The sequence below is a fragment of the Sporosarcina ureilytica genome, assembly GCF_001753205.1.
Taxonomy (GTDB): domain Bacteria; phylum Bacillota; class Bacilli; order Bacillales_A; family Planococcaceae; genus Sporosarcina; species Sporosarcina ureilytica.
Map to the genome: position 1 here is coordinate 2,705,399 of NZ_CP017560.1, position 19,025 is coordinate 2,724,423.

The following is a 19,025-nucleotide window of genomic DNA, read 5'->3' on the forward strand; positions in this document are numbered from 1 at the left end:
GTTCTTTCTGACGACACATTTCCTATCTCGTCAGTGCAGTTTGAATAGCTGAACTGTATTTTTGCCTTATCCGGCAAGGGTTTACATTACTTAACTTCGTAACTTTTCATTTACAGTTCGCCGCCAATTGCACTTTAACAAAAAACTTACCGCTTACTATTAAGTTGTCTTCGCTCAATTCGTTTATGCTACACGACTTTTCTTGAGCTTACTTCATGAAACCTAAAAACTTTGGTTCCGACGAGATATTCCATCGCCAGTAAAGCAAATTTTCCGCCAAGGCTGTGCATTTCAAAATTGAACGTTCAGCCATCATATTACTGGCTTATTTTCAATATCGTTTAGCCTTGTATTTATTGTATACCCTTAAATCTTTTTCTTAAACATAAGAAACCATATTTTTAAAAATAAATTTATACTAATCAATTTCATACAGCTTTCTTTAAGGAGAAATTCGAATGTTTGATATGAATGTTATGCTTATCATTCGTGTAATGGTGTCTCCGTTGATTGGAGTGGAAGGCGCCGACTCCTGTGGGAGTAAGCAAAAGCCGTAACGAAGAACGGCTTTTGCGAATAAAAGCGAAGCGTTATGAGCAGGAATATCCAACAGGATGCCTTAATTTCTGCAAAAACCGCAGAAATACGGCAAATCGCAATCTACGTTTTGCAATTGGCTCACCGCCCGCCCCACGGAAAGCGTGCGCCTGGAACGGAAATCAACAGCATTCGGATTATTATTATAATGTTGACTCTATCTATCCACCCACCACTTTCTCTACATTTGAAAAAAACTTCCTTCGTTTTATCAAACGAAGGAAGTTTTTGGTGTTCATTTATGCAACTGCCACACTCTTGTCATTATCATCTCTATCTCGAGATTTATATTGGATTGCCACCAAGCCAACAAATAAGACAAGCCCAACAATATCTGTAATCGTTTCAGGAAAGATTAATAATAAACCTGTACCGACTGCAATGATTCGTTCAATCCAATTACATTTACGGTACCAATAGCCAATCATTCCCGCACCAATCGCTATCATACCAATCAGCGCAGTAAAGACCACCCATAAAATCTCAGGCACAGATGCGCCTATCATTAATAATGCAGGGTTAAAGACAAACATATACGGAATGATAAAGGCTGCGATGGCCAACTTGGATGAAGTGACGCCAGTTTTAATCGGATCACCGCCCGAAATTCCTGAAGCTGCAAAGGCTGCAAGCGCAACTGGCGGTGTAATATCTGCGACTATGCCGAAAAAGAAAACGAATAAATGCGCAGATAATGCAACTACTATCGGGATAGCAGCACCCGGTTCAGAACCAATCATAAGAAGTGTAATAATTGCCGGCGCAGCAATCGTTGACGTAATTACATAGTTTGCCGTTGTTGGTGACCCCATTCCTAAAACAAGTGAAGCAAACATTGTAAAGACTAGCGTTAGGAAGACGTTACCGCCCGCAGCGGAAATCAAGCCATTGGCAAGCCCTAACCCAAGTCCCGTTTTTAATACGACACCTACAATAATTCCTGCACATGCAGTTGCCGCCGCAACCGCCAACGCAGTCCGGGCACCATCAACAAGTGCTTCAATCATATCTTTAAAGCCAATTCGTGTTTCTTTGCGAATTGCACTTACTACGATTGTCAATACAATCCCGTAAAGCGCGGCTTGCATCGTAGGAATGCCGATTAATAAGAAGAAAATAATTCCCAAAATCGGTAACAATAAATAAATTTTCTTTAACACTTTTTTGCGGTCTGGAATTTGATCTTCTTTCATCCCTTTTAACCCAACACGTTTCGCCTCAAAATGTGTCATAATCCATATACCTGTGAAGTATAGGATTGCTGGGATTGTGGCTGCTTTGGCGATTTCCCAATACGTAATTCCGCCAATAAATTCTACCATCAGGAAGGCTGCAGCACCCATGATCGGCGGCATTAATTGCCCACCTGTTGAAGCAGCTGCTTCGACACCACCGGCAAATTCTTTACGATAGCCAAGCTTTTTCATCATTGGAATTGTATAAGATCCTGACCCGACTACGTTGGCGACAGAACTTCCTGAAATCGTTCCTTGCAAAGCACTTGAGAATATCGCAACTTTTGCAGGTCCTCCAACTAAGCGCCCAGCCAACACAACGGCAAGTTCATTAAAGTAATTTCCAACGCCAGTTTTCACGAGAAACGCCCCAAATAATAGGAATACGAAAATAAACGTTGCGGAAACACTTATCGGTGTACCTAATATCCCGTCTGTCGTAAAAAACATCGTTCGCACGATACTTTTAACATCTTGGCCACGGTGATTTAAAAAACCAGGGAAATAAGGTCCGAAAAATGCATACACTAAAAACACACTTGAAATAATTGTAATCGGAATTCCAACTGCTCGCCGTGCCGCTTCTAATGTTAGTAGTATTGCAATAATCCCGATAATCATATCCATTTCTGTTAATCTACCAACTTGCATCGTAATTTTTTCAATATTGAGCGGCCAATAAAGCCCTACCGCAACTGAAAGCAGTGCTAAGAGCAAATCGTAAAATGGAACCTTTCCTCGCTTTGTTTTGCCCAATCTTTTTCTTGCTGGAAATAAAATAAATATTAAAGATAAAGCAAATCCTAAGTGAATGGAACGTTGAATATATGCTGTGTATTGCCCAAAAATGGCCGTGTACAACTGAAACAATGAAAATGCAAGAAGGCCGACAAAAACAATTTTCCTAAAAACCGATCCGAGATCTCTTGTATTCGATTCAGGGTCATATTTACGAAGGATTTCATCTTGTTCTTCTTCAGATAATGTTTCTAGCTCAGTCTCCTGAACATCAACATTTTTCTGCTCTTGCTGCTTTTTATCTCTAGCCATTTAAATTCTCTCCTTTCATTAATTGATAATAAGTTAATTTTTGCACTTTAAATTCATAGGTCTTTCCCTTTTCTAAATATCTCTTTAGGTCTAACTCATTGTGATCATAACGAAGTGCTAAATCTGCATCTACTCTTCCGATATGAAGCCTAAATGAGTCGATTACTCTATCATTATATGTAAGCGTATAAACGCCATCCTTTAATTCCAAAGTTTCACCCTCTGCTGCTTCTCCTGGCAATCCAATGGAAAGGTTTTGATATGACATGGATAACAAACGAATCTTTTGTTCTGGCGTTATTTCGTAAGATTCAATGACATCAGTTAAATGAATGGAATGTACATATCTAATTTCAAATGCTTTTCGCTCATTTATCGTAACGTAAAAAAATTTATTTGACCTGGTATCAGAAAATAGCAAAGCCTCTGTCATAGGCAGAAAAAAGAAGGCGGATAAAATAAGTATCAAAAATAAAAATAACAACCTTGTTTTAATATTCCTCATTCGCTTTTCCTTTCCGAACGCTAACCAGAACATCCTAAGCAAGCAGTTCATAACGAATGCATATGACTAAGAATTGATAGAAATGGAGCGGTCGAAGCATTGCGCCTCGCCGCCCCACTTTTCAATGTGTTTTACTTTCCATTTGCTTCATCAAAATATTTTTGTGCACCAGGATGAATGTCGATACCGACTCCGTCTAATCCCGTTTCAGCTTTAATATACTGCCCTTTATCATGTGTCAATTTTGATGCATTATCGTAAATTGCTTTCGTAATTTCATATACTAAATCTTCTGGAAGCTCATTCTTAACAACAAGCATCGCACCTACTGAAACTGCATTTGTATCTTCAGTCGAACCATAAGTCCCTGAAGGAATGACTTCTTTTGCATAGTAAGGATACTTCTCAATGAGCTCTTCAGCTTTAGCATCCTCAATAGGAACGATGAATACTTTCGCTACTGCATTCAATCCTTCAACCGCACCAGTTGGCGTACCTGCCGTAACGAATGCCGCGTCGATTTGTCCTGATTGAATACTTTCCTGTGACTCCCCAAAGTCTAAGTTTTGCGCATCGATATCATCCATTGATAGTCCGTGAATTTCAAGCAATTGCTTTGCATTCGCTTCCGTTCCTGAACCAATTGCGCCAACTGAAACTTTTTTACCTTTTAAATCTTCAAAGGATTTAATCCCACTTTTTTCAAGTGTAACGAGTTGCACAGTTTCAGGATAAAGTGAGCCAATTGCAGATACTTCATCAATCACTTCATCTTCAAACATCAATTCACCGTTTGCTGCATAATAGGCGATGTCCGTTTGAACAAATGCGATTTCAGCAGCGCCCTCTTTTAGGTCAATCATATTCGCCGCAGAAGCTTGTGAAACTTCGGCATCTGTTTTAATACCAGTCTCTTTTGAAATAAAATCTGCAAACGATCCGCCAAGTGGATAATAGGTTCCTTGAGCTCCGCCTGTTAAAATACTTAAATTATCATAGTCATCTTTTTCTTTTGTTGCGCCATCACTAGAACCGCCCGAGTTACATGCAGCTAGCACAAGCATAGCAATCATTGAAATAATCGCCAATACATGGAGTTTCCCCTTTTTCATATTTCATTCCTCCCTTTTAGTTTAGAACTTTTATTGTTCAAATTCTATATTAACATGAAAGCGCCTACATATGTCAATATTCATAATATAATAATTCACAAAAAAACTCCCTTCATTAAATAAAATTAAGAAAGGAATTTTTGTCGTAATAAATATAATTAATTAATGTTGAGATGACTGTGCCTCTTCATCGTCACGGGTACGATGTGCAAGTCTAGAAGCAGCCGATGCAGCAATACTTGCAACTAAATCATCTAGAAAAGTATGAACGCCTCTACCTTTTTTCGTATCTAACTCATTGATGATACCAATTTTATTTTTATCTAAATGACCAAATGTTGTAACGGCGATGGATCCATACGTAAAAACAGCACCGAGTGCAATGGTTTCATCGACACCAAACAACCCTTCATCTGACTCAACAATTTGTTGTAACGGTTCGGATAATTTTCTTTGCTCAGCTAGCTCATCAAGTTCAATTCCGACAAGAATCGCATGTTGTAATTCTCGCTTTTTTAACACACTTTCTATGGATTCTATGCAATTTTCCATCGTAAGTTTCTCATTATATGGTAATTGCATTTCATACACAATTTCAGCAATATCATCTAGTTCAACGCCTCTTCGCTTTAGCGCGTCAACTGTCGCTTTTTCAACAATTTTTGAATGTACTTTTTTTCCTCTACTTACCATAATAAACATCCCCTTTTGTAATTCTATTGGTGTTATTACTATTATACCCACACTTACAGATGTGTTACAATTTCATACATATATAACCAAGGAGGCAACAACCCATGAAGCAAGGTAGAATTGAAGAAGTTTCTCTTTTTAGCGAGGCACTCGGTGAAGATATGCAAATTCTTATCCACTTACCTTATAACTATACGCCGCTTTACAAATATGCGGTACTCATCGGTTCAGACGGTAAAGATTATATTCAATATGGACGCGTTGGACGGGTCATTGATGAATTAATTGACGAAGGTGAAATTGAAGATGTTATTTATATTGGACTACCGTATAAAAGTGTTCCTGAACGTAGACGCATGTATCACCCAGACGGAGATAAGAGTGAGGCTTATACACGTTTTCTTGCCCATGAGCTCGTCCCTTATATAGATGAACATTACCCTACTTATCAAATTGGGGCCGGCCGTGTTCTAATGGGCGATTCATTAGCCGCAACGATTTCACTTCTTACCGCTACGAAATATCCAAATATATTCGGGAAAGTTATTCTACATTCCCCTTACGTAGATGATGTAGTCCTCAATAAAGTAAATGCCGTGCAAGACCCTTCTGCTATTTCTATTTACCATGTAATTGGTGAAGATGAAACAGAAGTGAAAACACAGGTTGATGGCATTCAAGACTTTTTAACGCCAAACCGTTCATTAAATCAACTAATTGAAGAGAAAGGTTTTCCGTATTTCTATGAAGAATTCAAAGGAGACCATACGTGGAAACATTGGCAACCGGACGTTCGACGTGCAATTTCTATGACTTTCGGGTATTAATCATGGATTGATGACAGAAAATATTTATTTCTGTTATAATTAAGATAAGCTGTACAATCTGATAGGAGGTTTTTGATATGAAATACGGTATTGTAGCGTTTCCCTCAAAAGAACTTCAAGATTTAGCGAATGGATATCGAAAGCGATATGACCCACATTATGCGCTCATTACACCTCATATGACAATTAAAGGTGTTTTTGAAGCAGATGATAAAGAAATTGAAGAAGTTGCAAAAGCAATTAAAAGAGTAACCGATAAACACGGTCCTTTTGAATTAAATGTCACAAAAGTAAGTACATTTGCGCCAATTACAAATGCTATTTACTTTAAAGCTGAACCTAACGAAAAACTTGTAAACTTGCATCAAGAATTAAACTATAATTTTTTTGGCGATGAACCAGAGTATGCATTTGTTCCTCATGTTACCATCGCGCAAAAGCTTTCTTCAGGCGAGCATGACGATATTATTGGTCAATTAAAAATGATTGGTGTGAATCATTCTGAAACGATTGATCGACTACATCTACTCTATCAACTTGAAGACGGTTCTTGGACAGTATACGAGACATTCCGTCTAGAAGGAAAACAGTAAACTTTGTATAACGTCACAATCGTCTCGTCACAACAAGAATTAGAAGATGCATTTTTTGTAAGAAGAAAAGTTTTCGTTGAAGAACAAGGGGTTCCGTTAAGCCTCGAATTAGATGAGTTTGATGATACTGCAAGTCATTTTGTCGTCTATAAAGGGGATTCACCAATTGGCGCTGGAAGAATCCGCGAAACAAGTGCACGGATTGGAAAAGTCGAGCGAGTTTGTGTCCTTCCGAAATATAGGGGGTTGCATCTTGGGAAACTAATCATGCAAGCCCTTGAAAATCACGGGTCGCAACAAGGCTACGAGAAGATTGTTTTAAATGCTCAATCGTATGCAATCCCATTTTATGAGAATATTGGATACACCATCACTTCACCTGAATTTATGGATGCAGATATTCCACACCGTGCAATGGAGAAAATAATTAAAAACTAAAAAATAGCTGAGTTATCTTCGTATTGAAGCGGATGAATCTCAGCTATTTTGATATACAGGACAATCTACCAAAAAAAGAAGCATATAGCATAGTTGGCTATGTGCTTCTTTTTTATTTTTAAACATAGGTGTTTATTGCGATGCCTTTTCCGATCATAGGAGCATTTGCTGGTAATAAGTTAGCTTGATTTGAGTAAATAGTAGATTGTGAATTTAATGGAGCTAATGAACGCTTTTGTTGCATTTGTTCTTTAATTACTTGCTGTGAAATGATCGTTCTCTCAAGTACCTGTGAAAAATCAGTATTCATATCTATCCTATGCACACGAGGAATTTCAGCAGTTTCTTCAGATGCCATTATCCTGTTCGCATATTGTTGTGATCTAAACGAACTGACTGGCAATATATAGCCCATTAGCTTCCCCCCTTCACTACGAATCTATTTTACTCTCAAGTGTAATATACCCTATTCAACCAAAAATCAAACAACTCTTACTAACTTATCTGCCAAGCATATTTTCAATATCGGCAAAATTAAAAGCTTTTCCGTCGTTCACAATTGAACGAACAAGTTCGTCTTCCATTTGTTGACTAATATCTTTCTTCGCAAGCTTTCCTACATTGCGAATGATTTTTCTTACTTGCCGCTCATCTTTGAAATCAGCAAATTGGATAGCGTTTGCTAACGCAAAAACTTCTTCCATCGGAACGCCCGTTTTCGACTCTATTTTCTTGAAAAATGAATCATTCATACGTAGTCCCCTTTCTTATACAAAGCTACAGCCGACAATAATAAGCAGGATGAAGAGAACAACAATTAGAACGAATGCTGAACCGCCATAATAGTTCCCTTTTCGTTCACGTCCGCAACCATGGCCACCATGACCATGACCGCCTACTCCGTATCCACCCGCGCAAGGATTGTATCCAAACATGAAAATCCCTCCTTCCCTTCTACATATCGTATGCTAAGAGAAAGAGGAAACCGGGGCAATTGCACAGGTTACTGAAGTTGTTTTTTAAAACCCTTTTTCATTTCTTTAATTCTTTCCTTCTGACTTAAACAGGATTGCAGCTATAAAACCAAACAATATGGCTGCACTAATCCCAGAACTCGTTACTTCAAACATTCCTGTTAAAACTCCGACAAGACCATGTTTTTCGGCCTCAGCCATTGCCCCATGAGTTAAAGCATTTCCAAATGAAGTAATAGGGATTGTAGCTCCTGCACCGGCAAAGTCAATAAGCGGCTCATACCAACCTAGTCCATCTAGAATTGAACCGCTCACAACTAATATACAAAGTGTATGCGCTGGCGTTAATTTTGCTACATCAAATAATAGTTGGCCAATTACACAAATTAGCCCTCCGACAACAAATGCTGTAATGAACATTGACATATTATCGTTCACTCATTTCATCGTTAATTCAACTGCATGCGCGATGCATGGAATATTTTCACCTTGTTGGTAAGATAATGGCGATAACAATGCCCCTGTAGCAATTAATAATACTTTCTTATACGTACCGGCCATCATTTTCGAATACACTTCCGTAAAATAAACCGCAGAAGAACAACCCGCACCACTTGCTCCGGACTGAAAGTTTGAATTACCACCGTAAAATTCTGCACCGGCATCTCTAAAATTATCCGAAACCGTAATTTCCTGCCTTTCGGCTAATGCCTTATATATTTCAAATCCTGTTAAACCAAGATCTCCAGTCATAATCAAATCATAATCATCTTCTTTTACCTGATGCCCCTTCAAATGACGTTGCAAAGTATCGATAGCTGCAGGCGCCATTGCCGCTCCCATATTGAGTGGATCAGTCATCCCTAAGTCAATCACTCTTCCTATCGTCCCTTTTGTAATTGAGGGTAGTCCCGCCTGGTGGGTTGTAATTGCGGCGACTCCGGCTGCTGTGGCAGTCCATTGAGCAGTCTTTGGCTTTTGTGCCCCATACTCAACTGGGTACCGAAACTGTCGTTCAACAGAATTGTGTTGACTTGCAGCTCCTGCAATTGCATAGGTTGATAAATTGGTATCTGTTAATAAAGCAGCCATTAACAATGAAGAAACGGAAGTCGCACAGGCTGAAAACAGCCCTAAATATGGAATTTGTAATGAACTTGCACAGAAATTCGAAGGCGTCATTTGATTGACGAGGTCACCTATTAATAAAAAATCTGCATCACTTGGAACTTTATCAATTTTGCTTAGCGCAATCATACATGCATCTTCAATCATTTTTGCATGCCCCTGTTCATTCGTCACGAGATTGCTTCGTTCGTCGTCATATATTTTATCAAACATATCGATAAATGGACTTTCTCGTTCCATTGGTCCAACTGTTACGCCCGTAGCCGCAATCGATGGTTTGGAATTAAATGTTAAAACTCCTTTTACTACCATGATGCTACACCTAGTTTCACAAGAATTGTTTTAATGAGTGCCACAATAAATGCAGATGCAACGCCAAATAAAATAACGGAACCTGCTAGTTTAAACATGTTACCGCCAACACCAAGCACATATCCTTCGCTTTTATGTTCAATTGCTGCAGAAATGACGGCGTTTCCAAATCCAGTAATCGGAACAGCTGCTCCTGCTCCTCCAAACTGACCAATTTTTTTGTATTGGCCAAATCCTGTTAGCAACATCGCAATAAATATCATTGTAGCCACAGTTGGGTTGCTTGAAGTTCGTTCTGTAAAATCAAAATAAGTCATATAAAAAATGGAAATAACTTGTCCGATTAAACAAATCGTTCCACCTGTAAGGAACGCGGCCACTACATTTCGAAGGATAGGTGTTTTTGGAGAAATTTCTTGTTCTATTTTTGCATACTTTTTCTCATCCATTACGTCTCCTCCTTTAATAGAGAAACTAATTTCTTCAACTCTTTCCCTAAGTTCTTATCATCCTTATCTTGAATAAGCTTGGACGTCTTATGCACAATTTTATTATCTGCAGACACGATAATATCGAATTCAGGATAAGCTTCTTTTAATTTCTTCTTTAATTCTTTCTCTATTTTTTCTTTATGAAATCTAGAAAAAGTTTTTACGGTTACACCCGAAATCATCTCTTCGTCATGAAAAATAATATTTGTACTGACCAAACGATCCTCTTTCGCAAATACTTCCTCTGCTTCATTAGTATTCACTTCTGAAGCATTGTAAATACGGATCCCATCTTCGCGGGGCGCACAACCGACTAACATGAATATGATTATGAAATACAGGCCGACGTTACGGATTAGAATTCTCCTCCTTTTATAAAAGTATGAGAAAACACAAGTTTTTTTATACAAAACTTAGGAATTCGCCCTATCGCCTAATGGAGAATTACATAAGGTATAGAGAAATGAAAGAGGAGGTGGAATGAATGGGATGTGGAAGAGATGATGATTTCAAAAGAGGTTGCCATCACGACAGCTGTATATGTGAAGTAGTTCGCGCTATTAAACGTATACAAGGTGTCAGGGATAATGATGACTGTGATGACTGCATTACAGACTGTTTCATATCACCACTTGGTGGTCTTGTAAGTCCATCACGTGGCCGCATTAACACACGGGTCTTCATGCTATTAACAGATGATGGTGATCCATTCAAAGCGATGTTCAAACGTTCTAGAAGAAGAAGAGACAGAAGAGATATTCGGGACAGCAGAGACGGTGAACAAGGCAAAGAAAGGCATTGTGATCGTGATAGCTGTTTCTCAGTCTTTTTCCGTGTACAAAATGTTTTCGACAACTGCTGTGCAACATTACAAGTACTTGAGCCACGTGATGAAAATGGAAGACGCGTCGATATTCTTAAAAATGGCAAAATAGATTTTGACAAATTATGTGATGTTGAAGAATTTGAAGCTACTGACTCTTGTATTACAGTTGACTTGAAGTGCTTCTGTGGAGTTCAATGTATTAAAGATGTACACATCGATTGTGATAGAGACGACTAATAAATCAAACCGCAATGCCCTGTCTGCCTGATTAGTTTTTACTAGTCGGGCAGTCTTTATTCCTTTAGTAATCAATTATTCAATCTAACTAAAAAAGACCGAACAGGCTTTTACCTGAACGGTCTTTCTACTTCAATCCTCTTGAAATGGATGACCTCGCCACAAAATTTCTTCAATCTTGCTAATTTCGACAGCGACTTGCTGGTCATCATTCTGGTCGATATCGATAAAAACCTTATCTCCATCAACCTTTGCAATTTTTCCTGATATAGTCTCGTCTTTAATAATGAATTTGAGTGGACTATACACTTGGCGTTGAAACCCACTTCTGAGATACATAATTTTATTATATATGGAAGGATTTATCTCTGCGGTAGGCTCAATTTTTTCCTGATCAACTTCTTTAAGTTTCCCATGGTCATAATCTTCCTTATTTTGCACAAAAACTGATGTGCTCTCCTCATCCGTGACAGCAACCCTAATGAATACAGGTGGCCCGGCAACAAACAATAATGGTTCATTTTCTGTAGTCATACGCACATCCTTTTTATTTTAGTATATGCGATAACTTTATCGTTGTTCATAGAACAAAATGATTTAAAGACCACTAATAAATGTAGTTGCTAGACCTAGATATATTAGTGTACTTACTAAGTCATTCAAAGTTGTAATGAATGGACCAGATGCAACCGCTGGGTCAATTTTCATTTTATGCATGAATAGCGGAATAAATGAACCCGAGAGTGTTGCTACGAAAATCGAAACAAAAATGGCAGCGCCCACGAGTAGTCCTAGAAGTAATTCTTGTTTCCAAACAAAAATGAGTCCTATTACAAAAATCGCACAAATAAGCCCTGTTAATAGTCCTGTGCCAGCTTCTCTCAATAATAATTTAAACTTACTTTCGTCTTCAATATCACGTGTCGCAATCCCACGCACCGCAACCGCAAGCGCTTGGGTTCCACTATTTCCAGCTGTACCCGCGATTAAAGGAATAAAGGCGGCTAGCAAAGCAACTTGTGCAATTGTCTCTTCAAAGGCCCCAATTAAATTTGCTGTTAACATTCCGAGTACAAGTAAAATTAACAGCCATGGCAAACGTTTTTTAGCCGCGGACAACGAGTTCTTATCGAAAGTTGTCATATCCGCTACTGCAGCAAGCTTAGAATAATCATCCGATGCTTCTTCCTCTAACACGTCAATAATATCATCGACTGTAATGATACCAAGCATATGTTGTTGAAAATCAACAACAGGTACAGCTAAGAAATTATAGTCTTTAATTGTGCGTGCTACTTCTTCTTGGTCTTCACTTACGAGTACACTCACGACCCGCTCATTCATAATGGAATGGATAAACGTATCTTCATGCGCAATGATTAAATCACGTAAAGATACAACACCTGTTAAACGTTCATCGTCATCCACGACAAAGACATAATAAATCGTCTCCGCCTCAGGTGCAGCGTTTCTTAAAATCGTCATTGCTGAACGTACCGTAGAATCTTGAGGAATGACAACGTATTCGGTTGTCATAATAGATCCAGCTGTAAATTCTTCATAATGTAAAAGCGCTTTAATTTCTGTTGCCGATTCTTTATCCATTAACGTTAAATAACTGACGACTTGCGACTTTTCCAGTTCATTTAAAACGTCTACCGCGTTATCCACGAACATATTCGCAAACATTTCTGCCGCATAAGTAGCATCCATTTCTTTCAGAAAAACATTATAATCATTATCATCAATTTCACTTAGCTCAAAAATTTCTGCTAGCTCTTTCGGCGATAAATAATAATACATTTTTTTCCTTTGCTCTGGTTCTACTTTTTTATATAGTGTCGCTCGATCATATGGATGAAGTTGTAAAAAATACTCCCGAAAATGCATAATATCGTTCGTTTCCAATGACTTGATTAAACTTTCTTCATCGTAAATAACTTCTTCATTCGTTGGATTTCTTTCTGTCATAACTACACCTTCCTTTCCGATAAAACAGCAGTCTTAGGATATACTACACATCACACTTACACTAAAGGATGATGAAATTGAAATTCGATATTATAGGTGACATACACGGCTGTTTTGATGAACTCGTACAACTTTTACAAACACTTGGCTATTCATTAGACACAGGTATTCCGGTTCACCCCGAAGGACGTAAAATTGCATTTGTAGGCGATGCAATGGATCGAGGTCCAAATTCCTTAAAAACACTCGAACTGATGTATCGACTTCAGGATAAAAGAGAACTTATTTATTCCCCGGGAAATCATTGTAATAAATTTTACCGTTTTGCTAAAGGGAATAGCGTTCAGCTCCAACACGGCATCGAAACAACAGTCGCAGAACTTCATGCTTTGCCTAAAGATAAACAAGTGGATTTTTTAAATCGTTATCAAAGCTTTTATGAGTCCTTACCATTATATGTCAATTTAAATGAAGGTAACTTGATTATCGCCCATGCCGGAATACGCGAAAACTTAATCGGTAGTAAAAACCGTAAAAAAATCCGTACCTTTGTATTATATGGCGATATCACGGGCGAACAATTACCAGACGGCCGTCCTGTTCGGAGAGACTGGGCATTCACATACCGCGGAAAACCGTTTATAGTTTACGGTCATACACCGGTACGGGAAGCTCGTTTTATGAACAATACTGTAAACATCGATACAGGTTGTGTTTTCGGTGGTAAGTTAACGGCTATTCGGTATCCTGAAATGGAAGTTGTTTCCGTGCCATCTTCTCTTCCTTTCTTATCTGACCGCTTCACTAATTTTCCATAATAAGTTGTTTCATATCCTTAGGCACTTCACTTACAAACACTTTCTCCTCACCTGACACAGGATGATAGAAAGAAAGAGTTGTACAGTGAAGTGCTTGACGGGAAATCATATGTTTAGTACCTCCATACAAATCATCGCCAGCTAATGGGTGACCTAACCATTTCATATGGGTTCGTATTTGATGTGTTCTTCCCGTTTGTAAACGAAGTGCAACATGCGTGAATGGTTCCCCATTTTTTTCAAAGCGGTCAATAACTCGTACATTCGTCCTAGCTTCTTGCCCATCGCCACGAACAATTCTTTCAATAATACTTCCTTCTTTTCTACCAATTGGCTCGTTGATTAGAAAATCATTCTTTGCAACATGCCCTTCAACAATCGCTTCATATTCACGCTTAAATGTCGCATTTATCATCTGTATTCCAAATAAATGATGAATATGGCGATTTTTAGCAATGCATAGGAGTCCCGAAGTATTATGGTCAAGACGCGTAACGATATGAACGGTAGAAGGTATCTGTTCCCGCCTAAACTTTCCCGCTACATAGTTTGCCATCGTGCCAAATTGATGGTTTAGAGAAGGGATTGTACTTTTACCCGCTGGTTTATCAAGCAGTAAAATCGCCTCGTCTTCATAGACAATGTTCAGTTCTCCCTCTTCTGCAAGTAATCCATCACTTAACTTTTCAGGAGGAAAAAACACATCGACCTTATCACCAATCGACAAGGGTACCCTTACATCTCGTTCAAATCCGTTAACGAGTAACTGACCACCGTCGTACTTAACGGCGGTCAGCGTTCTTTTTGAGATGTTTTTTTCAGCAAGAAAATCACGAAGTAACTTTCCATCTTCTTGCACGATAAATTCTAAATGAAACCTTTCCACTTCCACCTTAACCATTGTTTTCAATGAACGAATTACGTACTCTTCTCCAAAATGGGAAGGGACGGAATCTTGCAAAACGAACTTTTTCTTTAGAAACCCTGTATTCAATCGATTTGACATCTTTATGTAATAATTGCAAATGGTCAATTGTCACCATAAAATCAGGCCCTTTCACCGGTTTCAACACACATTTATGGTGTGCAGGTAAAATAAGCGGCGATCCAACCGTGCGAAACACTCGATTATTAATAGAGGCCATTTCAGTTAACTGCATTGTCGGTAAAGAAGGATGTACAATCGCTCCCCCTAACGCCTTACTATAAGCCGTCGATCCAGATGGGGTTGACATACATAATCCATCCCCACGAAATCGTTCAAAATGTTTATCGTTTAACTCAACATCCATCACAAGTGTCACTTCCGGTGACTTAACCGACGACTCGTTTAATGCTAAATACTGCGAACTCTCTTCTTTTTCACGATAATTAATGGTCACATCAAGCAATGGATATTCAATTACATCATATTCTTTTCGAGCCAAAGAAATCACGAGTTTCTCGATTTCTTCTGGTTTCCAATCCGCATAGAAACCTAGATGCCCCGTATGAATTCCCACAAAAGCTGTGTCTTCTAAACGGTAACTATATTTATGAAATGCATGCAATAACGTACCATCCCCGCCAATCGACAATACGATATCGGGCTCATCATTGTCGTATACAAATCCAAATCCTTTTAAATAATCAATTGCTTCATCCATTAACTGGTTGGATAATTTATCATTCCTAGATTGGATAGAGTACTTCATCACGCTCGCTCTCCTTTCTGTTGCTTTTTTCCACGCTGCCTTGTAGCTGTCTCTTTATAATCGCTAAAATATTTTTGCGCATCTTGTATTTCATCACGGATTAAAGACATTTCCTCATCTAAACGAAAAGCTGCTTCTGCTGCACGTTCAAGTCGCAAACTAATCTCCTCCGGTAACTCACCTTCATATTTATAATTCAATGAATGTTCGATGGAAGCCCAGAAATTCATCGCAAGCGTACGTATTTGAATTTCTGCGAGAATTTTTACTTCCCCACGAACGGTTTGAACCGGATAGCTAATAATCATGTGATAAGATCGATAACCGCTAGCTTTTCGATTTGATATATAATCCCGCTCCTCAATAATTTCAAGGTCATTGCGTTTACGTAAAATCTCAACAACAGCACTTATATCATCAACGAATTGACACATAATTCTTAGCCCTGCAATATCAGGCAGTTCTGCTGCTAACTCTTTGGAAGGGACGAATGGAATATTCTTTTCCAAGGTTTTATCATAAATACTGGCAAGCGGCTTTACACGCCCTGTTACAAATTCGACCGGCGTGTGTACATCTTCTAAATTATATTGCGAACGAATGCCTTTTAACTTTACTTTTAATTCATCCACCGCTTGTTTATACGGCTCAAGAAATAGACTCCACTGGGACAAGTTCATCCCTCCTCACGTTACTTTGTACCTTGTAAAACTTCTTCAAATGCCTGTTCAACTGCTGTAGAAAAACCTTCTCCGTAATTGTTATTCCCTTCTATATTGAAAATAAGCATCGTTAACTCTTCTATAAAATCTGTTAATACGACAGATTTCTCACCTTGTACTAACTGGGGATCTGTTTCAGATTTTAACACCTCAACCATTAACGGCCAGACGACTTGTGGAAAATGAACTTGTCCATATGAATCTTCTCCGTCAATTAAATAAACAAAGCTTAATTTATCTGAATCAGTTATCATTTTCCCTGCTGGTACAATTTCCAATACATCAATGGTTTCTGGTACTAAAAATCGAATTTGTTCACCTTTATGTATACCGATATCAATCTGAATTTGAATGCTCATCATTCTACATCCCTTCATCACTCGATACGTTTAGTTTACCACAAGGCATCATGTCTTTGCAGTTCGAAAAATGCGTTTTTCGTTTAAAATTGGTATACTATATTTAGAGAACAAATTACTCAATATTGTACCCTTGATTTATGAGAGGAATGAATCAGTTGAATGTTCAAAAGATGAAAGTTTTAATGGAGATAAATTCACTGCAATCTTTAGGTGCAGTACAATCATATACAAAGCAACAACCAACATCACCTTTATTCACAAGTATGCTTGGAGAAATGATTAACCAATCAACAAGTTCAAGTTTGAATACGAAGAGCACAGTAAGCACGAATCCATTAACCTATACAGGAATGAATCATGTGTTTTATCCTTCGACATTATCAAATCTTCTAACAACATCAACTCAAGCTCCTACTTCTACAATCAAGAATAATACTCATGATTCAAAGGGCTATGCACATATTATTAAGAAAGCCGCCGATACATTTAAGTTGCCTGAACGACTGATCTCGTCAGTCATTCAACATGAATCTAATTTTAACAGCCAGGCAGTAAGTGCCGCGGGTGCTCAAGGACTTATGCAACTTATGCCTGGTACTGCAAGATTTTTAGGTGTTAAAGACAGCTTTAACCCTGAACAAAATATTACTGGCGGTGCAAAATATTTAAGACAAATGCTGGACCAATTTAACGGCAATATAGAACTGGCACTTGCTGCATACAATGCTGGACCTGGGAATGTCAAAAAGTACGGTGGAATCCCCCCATTTAAAGAAACACAAGGCTATGTTAAAAAAGTTTTAAATACATTTTACAAGTAATTCATGATTGTTTTACACTCATCATCAAATGCAGTTTGTTTGAGAATATAAATTGTAGTTGGTAGAATAGTTTTACAGTGAGTATTTAAGATATGCTCGATTAAATGCGATTAGCTCAAGGTGCATCCAGGCATCCTGCAGTTATGAATTAACTATTTCCTAAAGTTCGATTAACGTATAACTAAATATATGGCGACCGGGGCGTTTGCCGTTAGTAACATGCAAGCGCCAAAACAGCCAGACAATTGCCCTGTTTGTAGAGGTACTTTTCAACTTCAGGAGAAGACAGTCTAAAAACAACTTGGCAATGTCTACATGAACTTCATGCAGACCTACTCGACCTTGATATACTAGGTATGCAGCTTGAAAGGCACAAAGGAGGCTAGAAAATAATGCGAAAACCTTTGATTCCATATGAGGAGATCGGTGCAGAAAAATTATCTGAACTTATCGATTTATTTTATTCTAAAGTAGCCGTTCATCCAGACTTATACCCGATTTTTCCTGATGACCTTACAGAAACTGCTCGTAAACAAAAACAATTTATGACCCAATATTTAGGAGGACCAAACTTATATAGCGAGGAACACGGGCACCCGATGATGAAAGCTAGACATATGCCATTTCCAATTACACCTACACGTGCTGAAGCTTGGTTATCATGTATGGATGAAGCCATGGATGAAGTCGAATTAGATGAAAATATCCGCGATTTTTTCTTTAAACGACTCATATTAACAGCAAAGCATATGGTAAACAAGGAGGATAACCAGTGATACCACGTCCTTTATTGGAAAATTCTACAAGTTCTTTTTTGGAAACAAGACCACTAGAATTATATGTTTTTATCGACCCGGCTTGTAATGATTGTTGGTTTCTTCAACCCATCCTTCGGAGATTACAAATAGAATACGAACGTTATTTTACGCTCCGTGTCGTACTTAGAACATCCTTACCATCATTGAACTTGCCGAGTGTACGCTCTTTTCAAGAAGATGATACCTACGATAAAAATCACACCGCCTTCCCATCCATCGCCATAAAAGCAGCGGAATTTCAAGGGAAGCGTGCAGGATTAAGATTTATCTCGAAACTATTTGAGTATTCACATTTAAAGGACAGAAATGTGAACGCATTTTCTGTACTCGTAGAAATTGCTGAATTGGTTTATTTAGATATCGATGAGTTTATTCGGGACTTCGCTTCTAAAAATGTTCATCGTGCCTTACAAATAGATTTATATATGGCTAAAGAAATGGAAGTAGATAGCGCACCAACCTTTGTGTTCTTCAATGAAAATATTGAGGATGAAGGATTAAAAGTGAGCGGTCTATATTCATACGAGATTTATGAACAAATCATCGAAGAACTAATTGGCCAAACGATTTATCCCGAAACTCCCCCTCCACTTGAGGAGTTGTTCAAACGGTTTGATACACTGGCTACAAAAGAAATAGCGGAAATTTATAGAATGACTGAGAAATCTGCAGAACGTGAGTTAAAAAAACGACTTCTACAACAACATATTGAACGTTTAGCAGTCCAGGACATTACATTATGGCGAAAAAAAGTATAATAAATAATTAAAAAGCTGTTCAAATCGTAAAAAAACACGATTT

The 19,025-nt window shown here is 38.3% G+C and carries 25 protein-coding genes; 8 read left to right on the forward strand and 17 right to left on the reverse strand.

Annotated features, from left to right (window positions below; genetic code table 11):
- Positions 1-836: 836 nt before the first annotated feature.
- From BI350_RS13390 to BI350_RS13405, 4 genes are all read right to left on the reverse strand, one after another.
- The gene (locus BI350_RS13390) at positions 837-2,882 is read right to left on the reverse strand and encodes a TRAP transporter permease (protein WP_075528591.1); all 2,046 of its coding nucleotides are present in this window, start codon (positions 2,880-2,882) and stop codon (positions 837-839) included.
- Positions 2,875-3,387: a DUF1850 domain-containing protein gene (locus tag BI350_RS13395; RefSeq protein WP_075528592.1), complete on the reverse strand. Its 513-nt coding sequence runs from the start codon at positions 3,385-3,387 to the stop codon at positions 2,875-2,877. Before BI350_RS13395 ends, BI350_RS13390 begins: the two co-directional genes overlap by 8 nt.
- A 131-nt stretch (positions 3,388-3,518) precedes the next feature.
- Complete coding sequence (locus BI350_RS13400) at positions 3,519-4,499, reverse strand: TAXI family TRAP transporter solute-binding subunit (protein ID WP_075528593.1); 981 nt, start codon at positions 4,497-4,499, stop codon at positions 3,519-3,521.
- 162 nt (positions 4,500-4,661) lie between these two features.
- Positions 4,662-5,192: a phosphatidylglycerophosphatase A family protein gene (locus BI350_RS13405; RefSeq protein WP_075528594.1), complete on the reverse strand. Its 531-nt coding sequence runs from the start codon at positions 5,190-5,192 to the stop codon at positions 4,662-4,664.
- A gap of 104 nt (positions 5,193-5,296) precedes the next feature.
- On the opposite strand from BI350_RS13405, the gene BI350_RS13410 reads away from it, so the two are divergent.
- The 3 genes from BI350_RS13410 to BI350_RS13420 all read left to right on the forward strand — a co-directional run bounded on the left by BI350_RS13410 (position 5,297) and on the right by BI350_RS13420 (position 7,050).
- Positions 5,297-6,019 (forward strand): alpha/beta hydrolase, encoded by a 723-nt coding sequence (locus tag BI350_RS13410; RefSeq protein WP_075528595.1) that lies wholly within the window; start codon positions 5,297-5,299, stop codon positions 6,017-6,019.
- 77 nt (positions 6,020-6,096) lie between these two features.
- Positions 6,097-6,612: a YjcG family protein gene (locus tag BI350_RS13415; protein WP_075528596.1), complete on the forward strand. Its 516-nt coding sequence runs from the start codon at positions 6,097-6,099 to the stop codon at positions 6,610-6,612.
- 3 nt (positions 6,613-6,615) lie between these two features.
- The gene (locus BI350_RS13420; protein WP_075528597.1) at positions 6,616-7,050 is read left to right on the forward strand and encodes a GNAT family N-acetyltransferase; all 435 of its coding nucleotides are present in this window, start codon (positions 6,616-6,618) and stop codon (positions 7,048-7,050) included.
- A gap of 118 nt (positions 7,051-7,168) precedes the next feature.
- On the opposite strand, the gene BI350_RS13425 is transcribed toward BI350_RS13420, so the two are convergent.
- The 7 genes from BI350_RS13425 to BI350_RS13450 form a co-directional block, all read right to left on the reverse strand.
- Positions 7,169-7,465, reverse strand: a complete 297-nt coding sequence (locus tag BI350_RS13425; protein ID WP_075528598.1) for a hypothetical protein — start codon at positions 7,463-7,465, stop codon at positions 7,169-7,171.
- A gap of 85 nt (positions 7,466-7,550) precedes the next feature.
- Positions 7,551-7,802, reverse strand: a complete 252-nt coding sequence (locus BI350_RS13430) for a stage VI sporulation protein F (protein WP_075528599.1) — start codon at positions 7,800-7,802, stop codon at positions 7,551-7,553.
- Between the two features lie 15 nt (positions 7,803-7,817).
- Positions 7,818-7,985 (reverse strand): YjcZ family sporulation protein, encoded by a 168-nt coding sequence (locus BI350_RS16750; RefSeq protein ID WP_082295082.1) that lies wholly within the window; start codon positions 7,983-7,985, stop codon positions 7,818-7,820.
- Between the two features lie 105 nt (positions 7,986-8,090).
- Positions 8,091-8,450, reverse strand: a complete 360-nt coding sequence (gene spoVAE, locus BI350_RS13435) for a stage V sporulation protein AE (protein WP_075528600.1) — start codon at positions 8,448-8,450, stop codon at positions 8,091-8,093.
- A gap of 12 nt (positions 8,451-8,462) precedes the next feature.
- The gene (locus BI350_RS13440; protein WP_075528601.1) at positions 8,463-9,464 is read right to left on the reverse strand and encodes a beta-ketoacyl-[acyl-carrier-protein] synthase family protein; all 1,002 of its coding nucleotides are present in this window, start codon (positions 9,462-9,464) and stop codon (positions 8,463-8,465) included.
- Positions 9,458-9,913, reverse strand: a complete 456-nt coding sequence (spoVAC, locus tag BI350_RS13445; protein WP_075528602.1) for a stage V sporulation protein AC — start codon at positions 9,911-9,913, stop codon at positions 9,458-9,460. The genes BI350_RS13440 and spoVAC overlap by 7 nt, the downstream gene beginning before the upstream one ends.
- Positions 9,913-10,218 (reverse strand): hypothetical protein, encoded by a 306-nt coding sequence (locus BI350_RS13450; protein WP_155767534.1) that lies wholly within the window; start codon positions 10,216-10,218, stop codon positions 9,913-9,915. Before BI350_RS13450 ends, spoVAC begins: the two co-directional genes overlap by 1 nt.
- A gap of 221 nt (positions 10,219-10,439) precedes the next feature.
- Here BI350_RS13450 and BI350_RS13455 point away from each other — a divergent pair, with 221 nt between their 5' ends.
- Positions 10,440-11,018 (forward strand): CotY/CotZ family spore coat protein, encoded by a 579-nt coding sequence (locus tag BI350_RS13455; RefSeq protein ID WP_075528604.1) that lies wholly within the window; start codon positions 10,440-10,442, stop codon positions 11,016-11,018.
- 132 nt (positions 11,019-11,150) lie between these two features.
- Here BI350_RS13455 and BI350_RS13460 read toward each other — a convergent pair whose 3' ends face one another.
- Positions 11,151-11,552: a hypothetical protein gene (locus tag BI350_RS13460; RefSeq protein WP_075528605.1), complete on the reverse strand. Its 402-nt coding sequence runs from the start codon at positions 11,550-11,552 to the stop codon at positions 11,151-11,153.
- A gap of 63 nt (positions 11,553-11,615) precedes the next feature.
- Complete coding sequence (mgtE, locus tag BI350_RS13465; RefSeq protein WP_075528606.1) at positions 11,616-12,989, reverse strand: magnesium transporter; 1,374 nt, start codon at positions 12,987-12,989, stop codon at positions 11,616-11,618.
- A 77-nt stretch (positions 12,990-13,066) separates the two neighbouring features.
- Between mgtE and prpE the strand changes: the two genes are divergently transcribed.
- Positions 13,067-13,807, forward strand: coding sequence for a bis(5'-nucleosyl)-tetraphosphatase PrpE (prpE, locus tag BI350_RS13470; protein ID WP_075528607.1), 741 nt, complete (start codon positions 13,067-13,069; stop codon positions 13,805-13,807).
- On the opposite strand, the gene BI350_RS13475 is transcribed toward prpE, so the two are convergent.
- From BI350_RS13475 to BI350_RS13490, 4 genes are read right to left on the reverse strand one after another with little or no spacing between them, the layout of a single operon-like run.
- A complete protein-coding gene (locus BI350_RS13475) occupies positions 13,794-14,801 on the reverse strand; it encodes an RluA family pseudouridine synthase (protein ID WP_342672185.1) in 1,008 nt (335 codons plus the stop codon). The genes prpE and BI350_RS13475 overlap by 14 nt on opposite strands.
- A complete protein-coding gene (locus BI350_RS13480) occupies positions 14,701-15,501 on the reverse strand; it encodes an NAD kinase (RefSeq protein ID WP_075528609.1) in 801 nt (266 codons plus the stop codon). The genes BI350_RS13475 and BI350_RS13480 overlap by 101 nt, the downstream gene beginning before the upstream one ends.
- Entirely contained in the window at positions 15,501-16,175 is a 675-nt protein-coding gene (yjbM, locus tag BI350_RS13485) for a GTP diphosphokinase (RefSeq protein WP_075528610.1), read from the reverse strand. Before yjbM ends, BI350_RS13480 begins: the two co-directional genes overlap by 1 nt.
- 17 nt (positions 16,176-16,192) lie before the next feature.
- Positions 16,193-16,585: a UPF0738 family protein gene (locus tag BI350_RS13490; RefSeq protein WP_245698264.1), complete on the reverse strand. Its 393-nt coding sequence runs from the start codon at positions 16,583-16,585 to the stop codon at positions 16,193-16,195.
- Between the two features lie 155 nt (positions 16,586-16,740).
- Here BI350_RS13490 and BI350_RS13495 point away from each other — a divergent pair, with 155 nt between their 5' ends.
- The 3 genes from BI350_RS13495 (at position 16,741) to BI350_RS13505 (ending at position 18,982) form a co-directional block, all read left to right on the forward strand.
- Entirely contained in the window at positions 16,741-17,406 is a 666-nt protein-coding gene (locus BI350_RS13495; protein ID WP_075528611.1) for a lytic transglycosylase domain-containing protein, read from the forward strand.
- Between the two features lie 389 nt (positions 17,407-17,795).
- Positions 17,796-18,182 carry a globin domain-containing protein gene (locus tag BI350_RS13500; RefSeq protein ID WP_075528612.1) on the forward strand — a complete coding sequence of 129 codons (387 nt, stop codon included), beginning with the start codon at positions 17,796-17,798 and terminating at the stop codon, positions 18,180-18,182.
- Entirely contained in the window at positions 18,179-18,982 is an 804-nt protein-coding gene (locus tag BI350_RS13505) for a DsbA family protein (protein WP_075528613.1), read from the forward strand. The genes BI350_RS13500 and BI350_RS13505 overlap by 4 nt, the downstream gene beginning before the upstream one ends.
- The last annotated feature ends 43 nt before the right edge of the window (positions 18,983-19,025 follow it).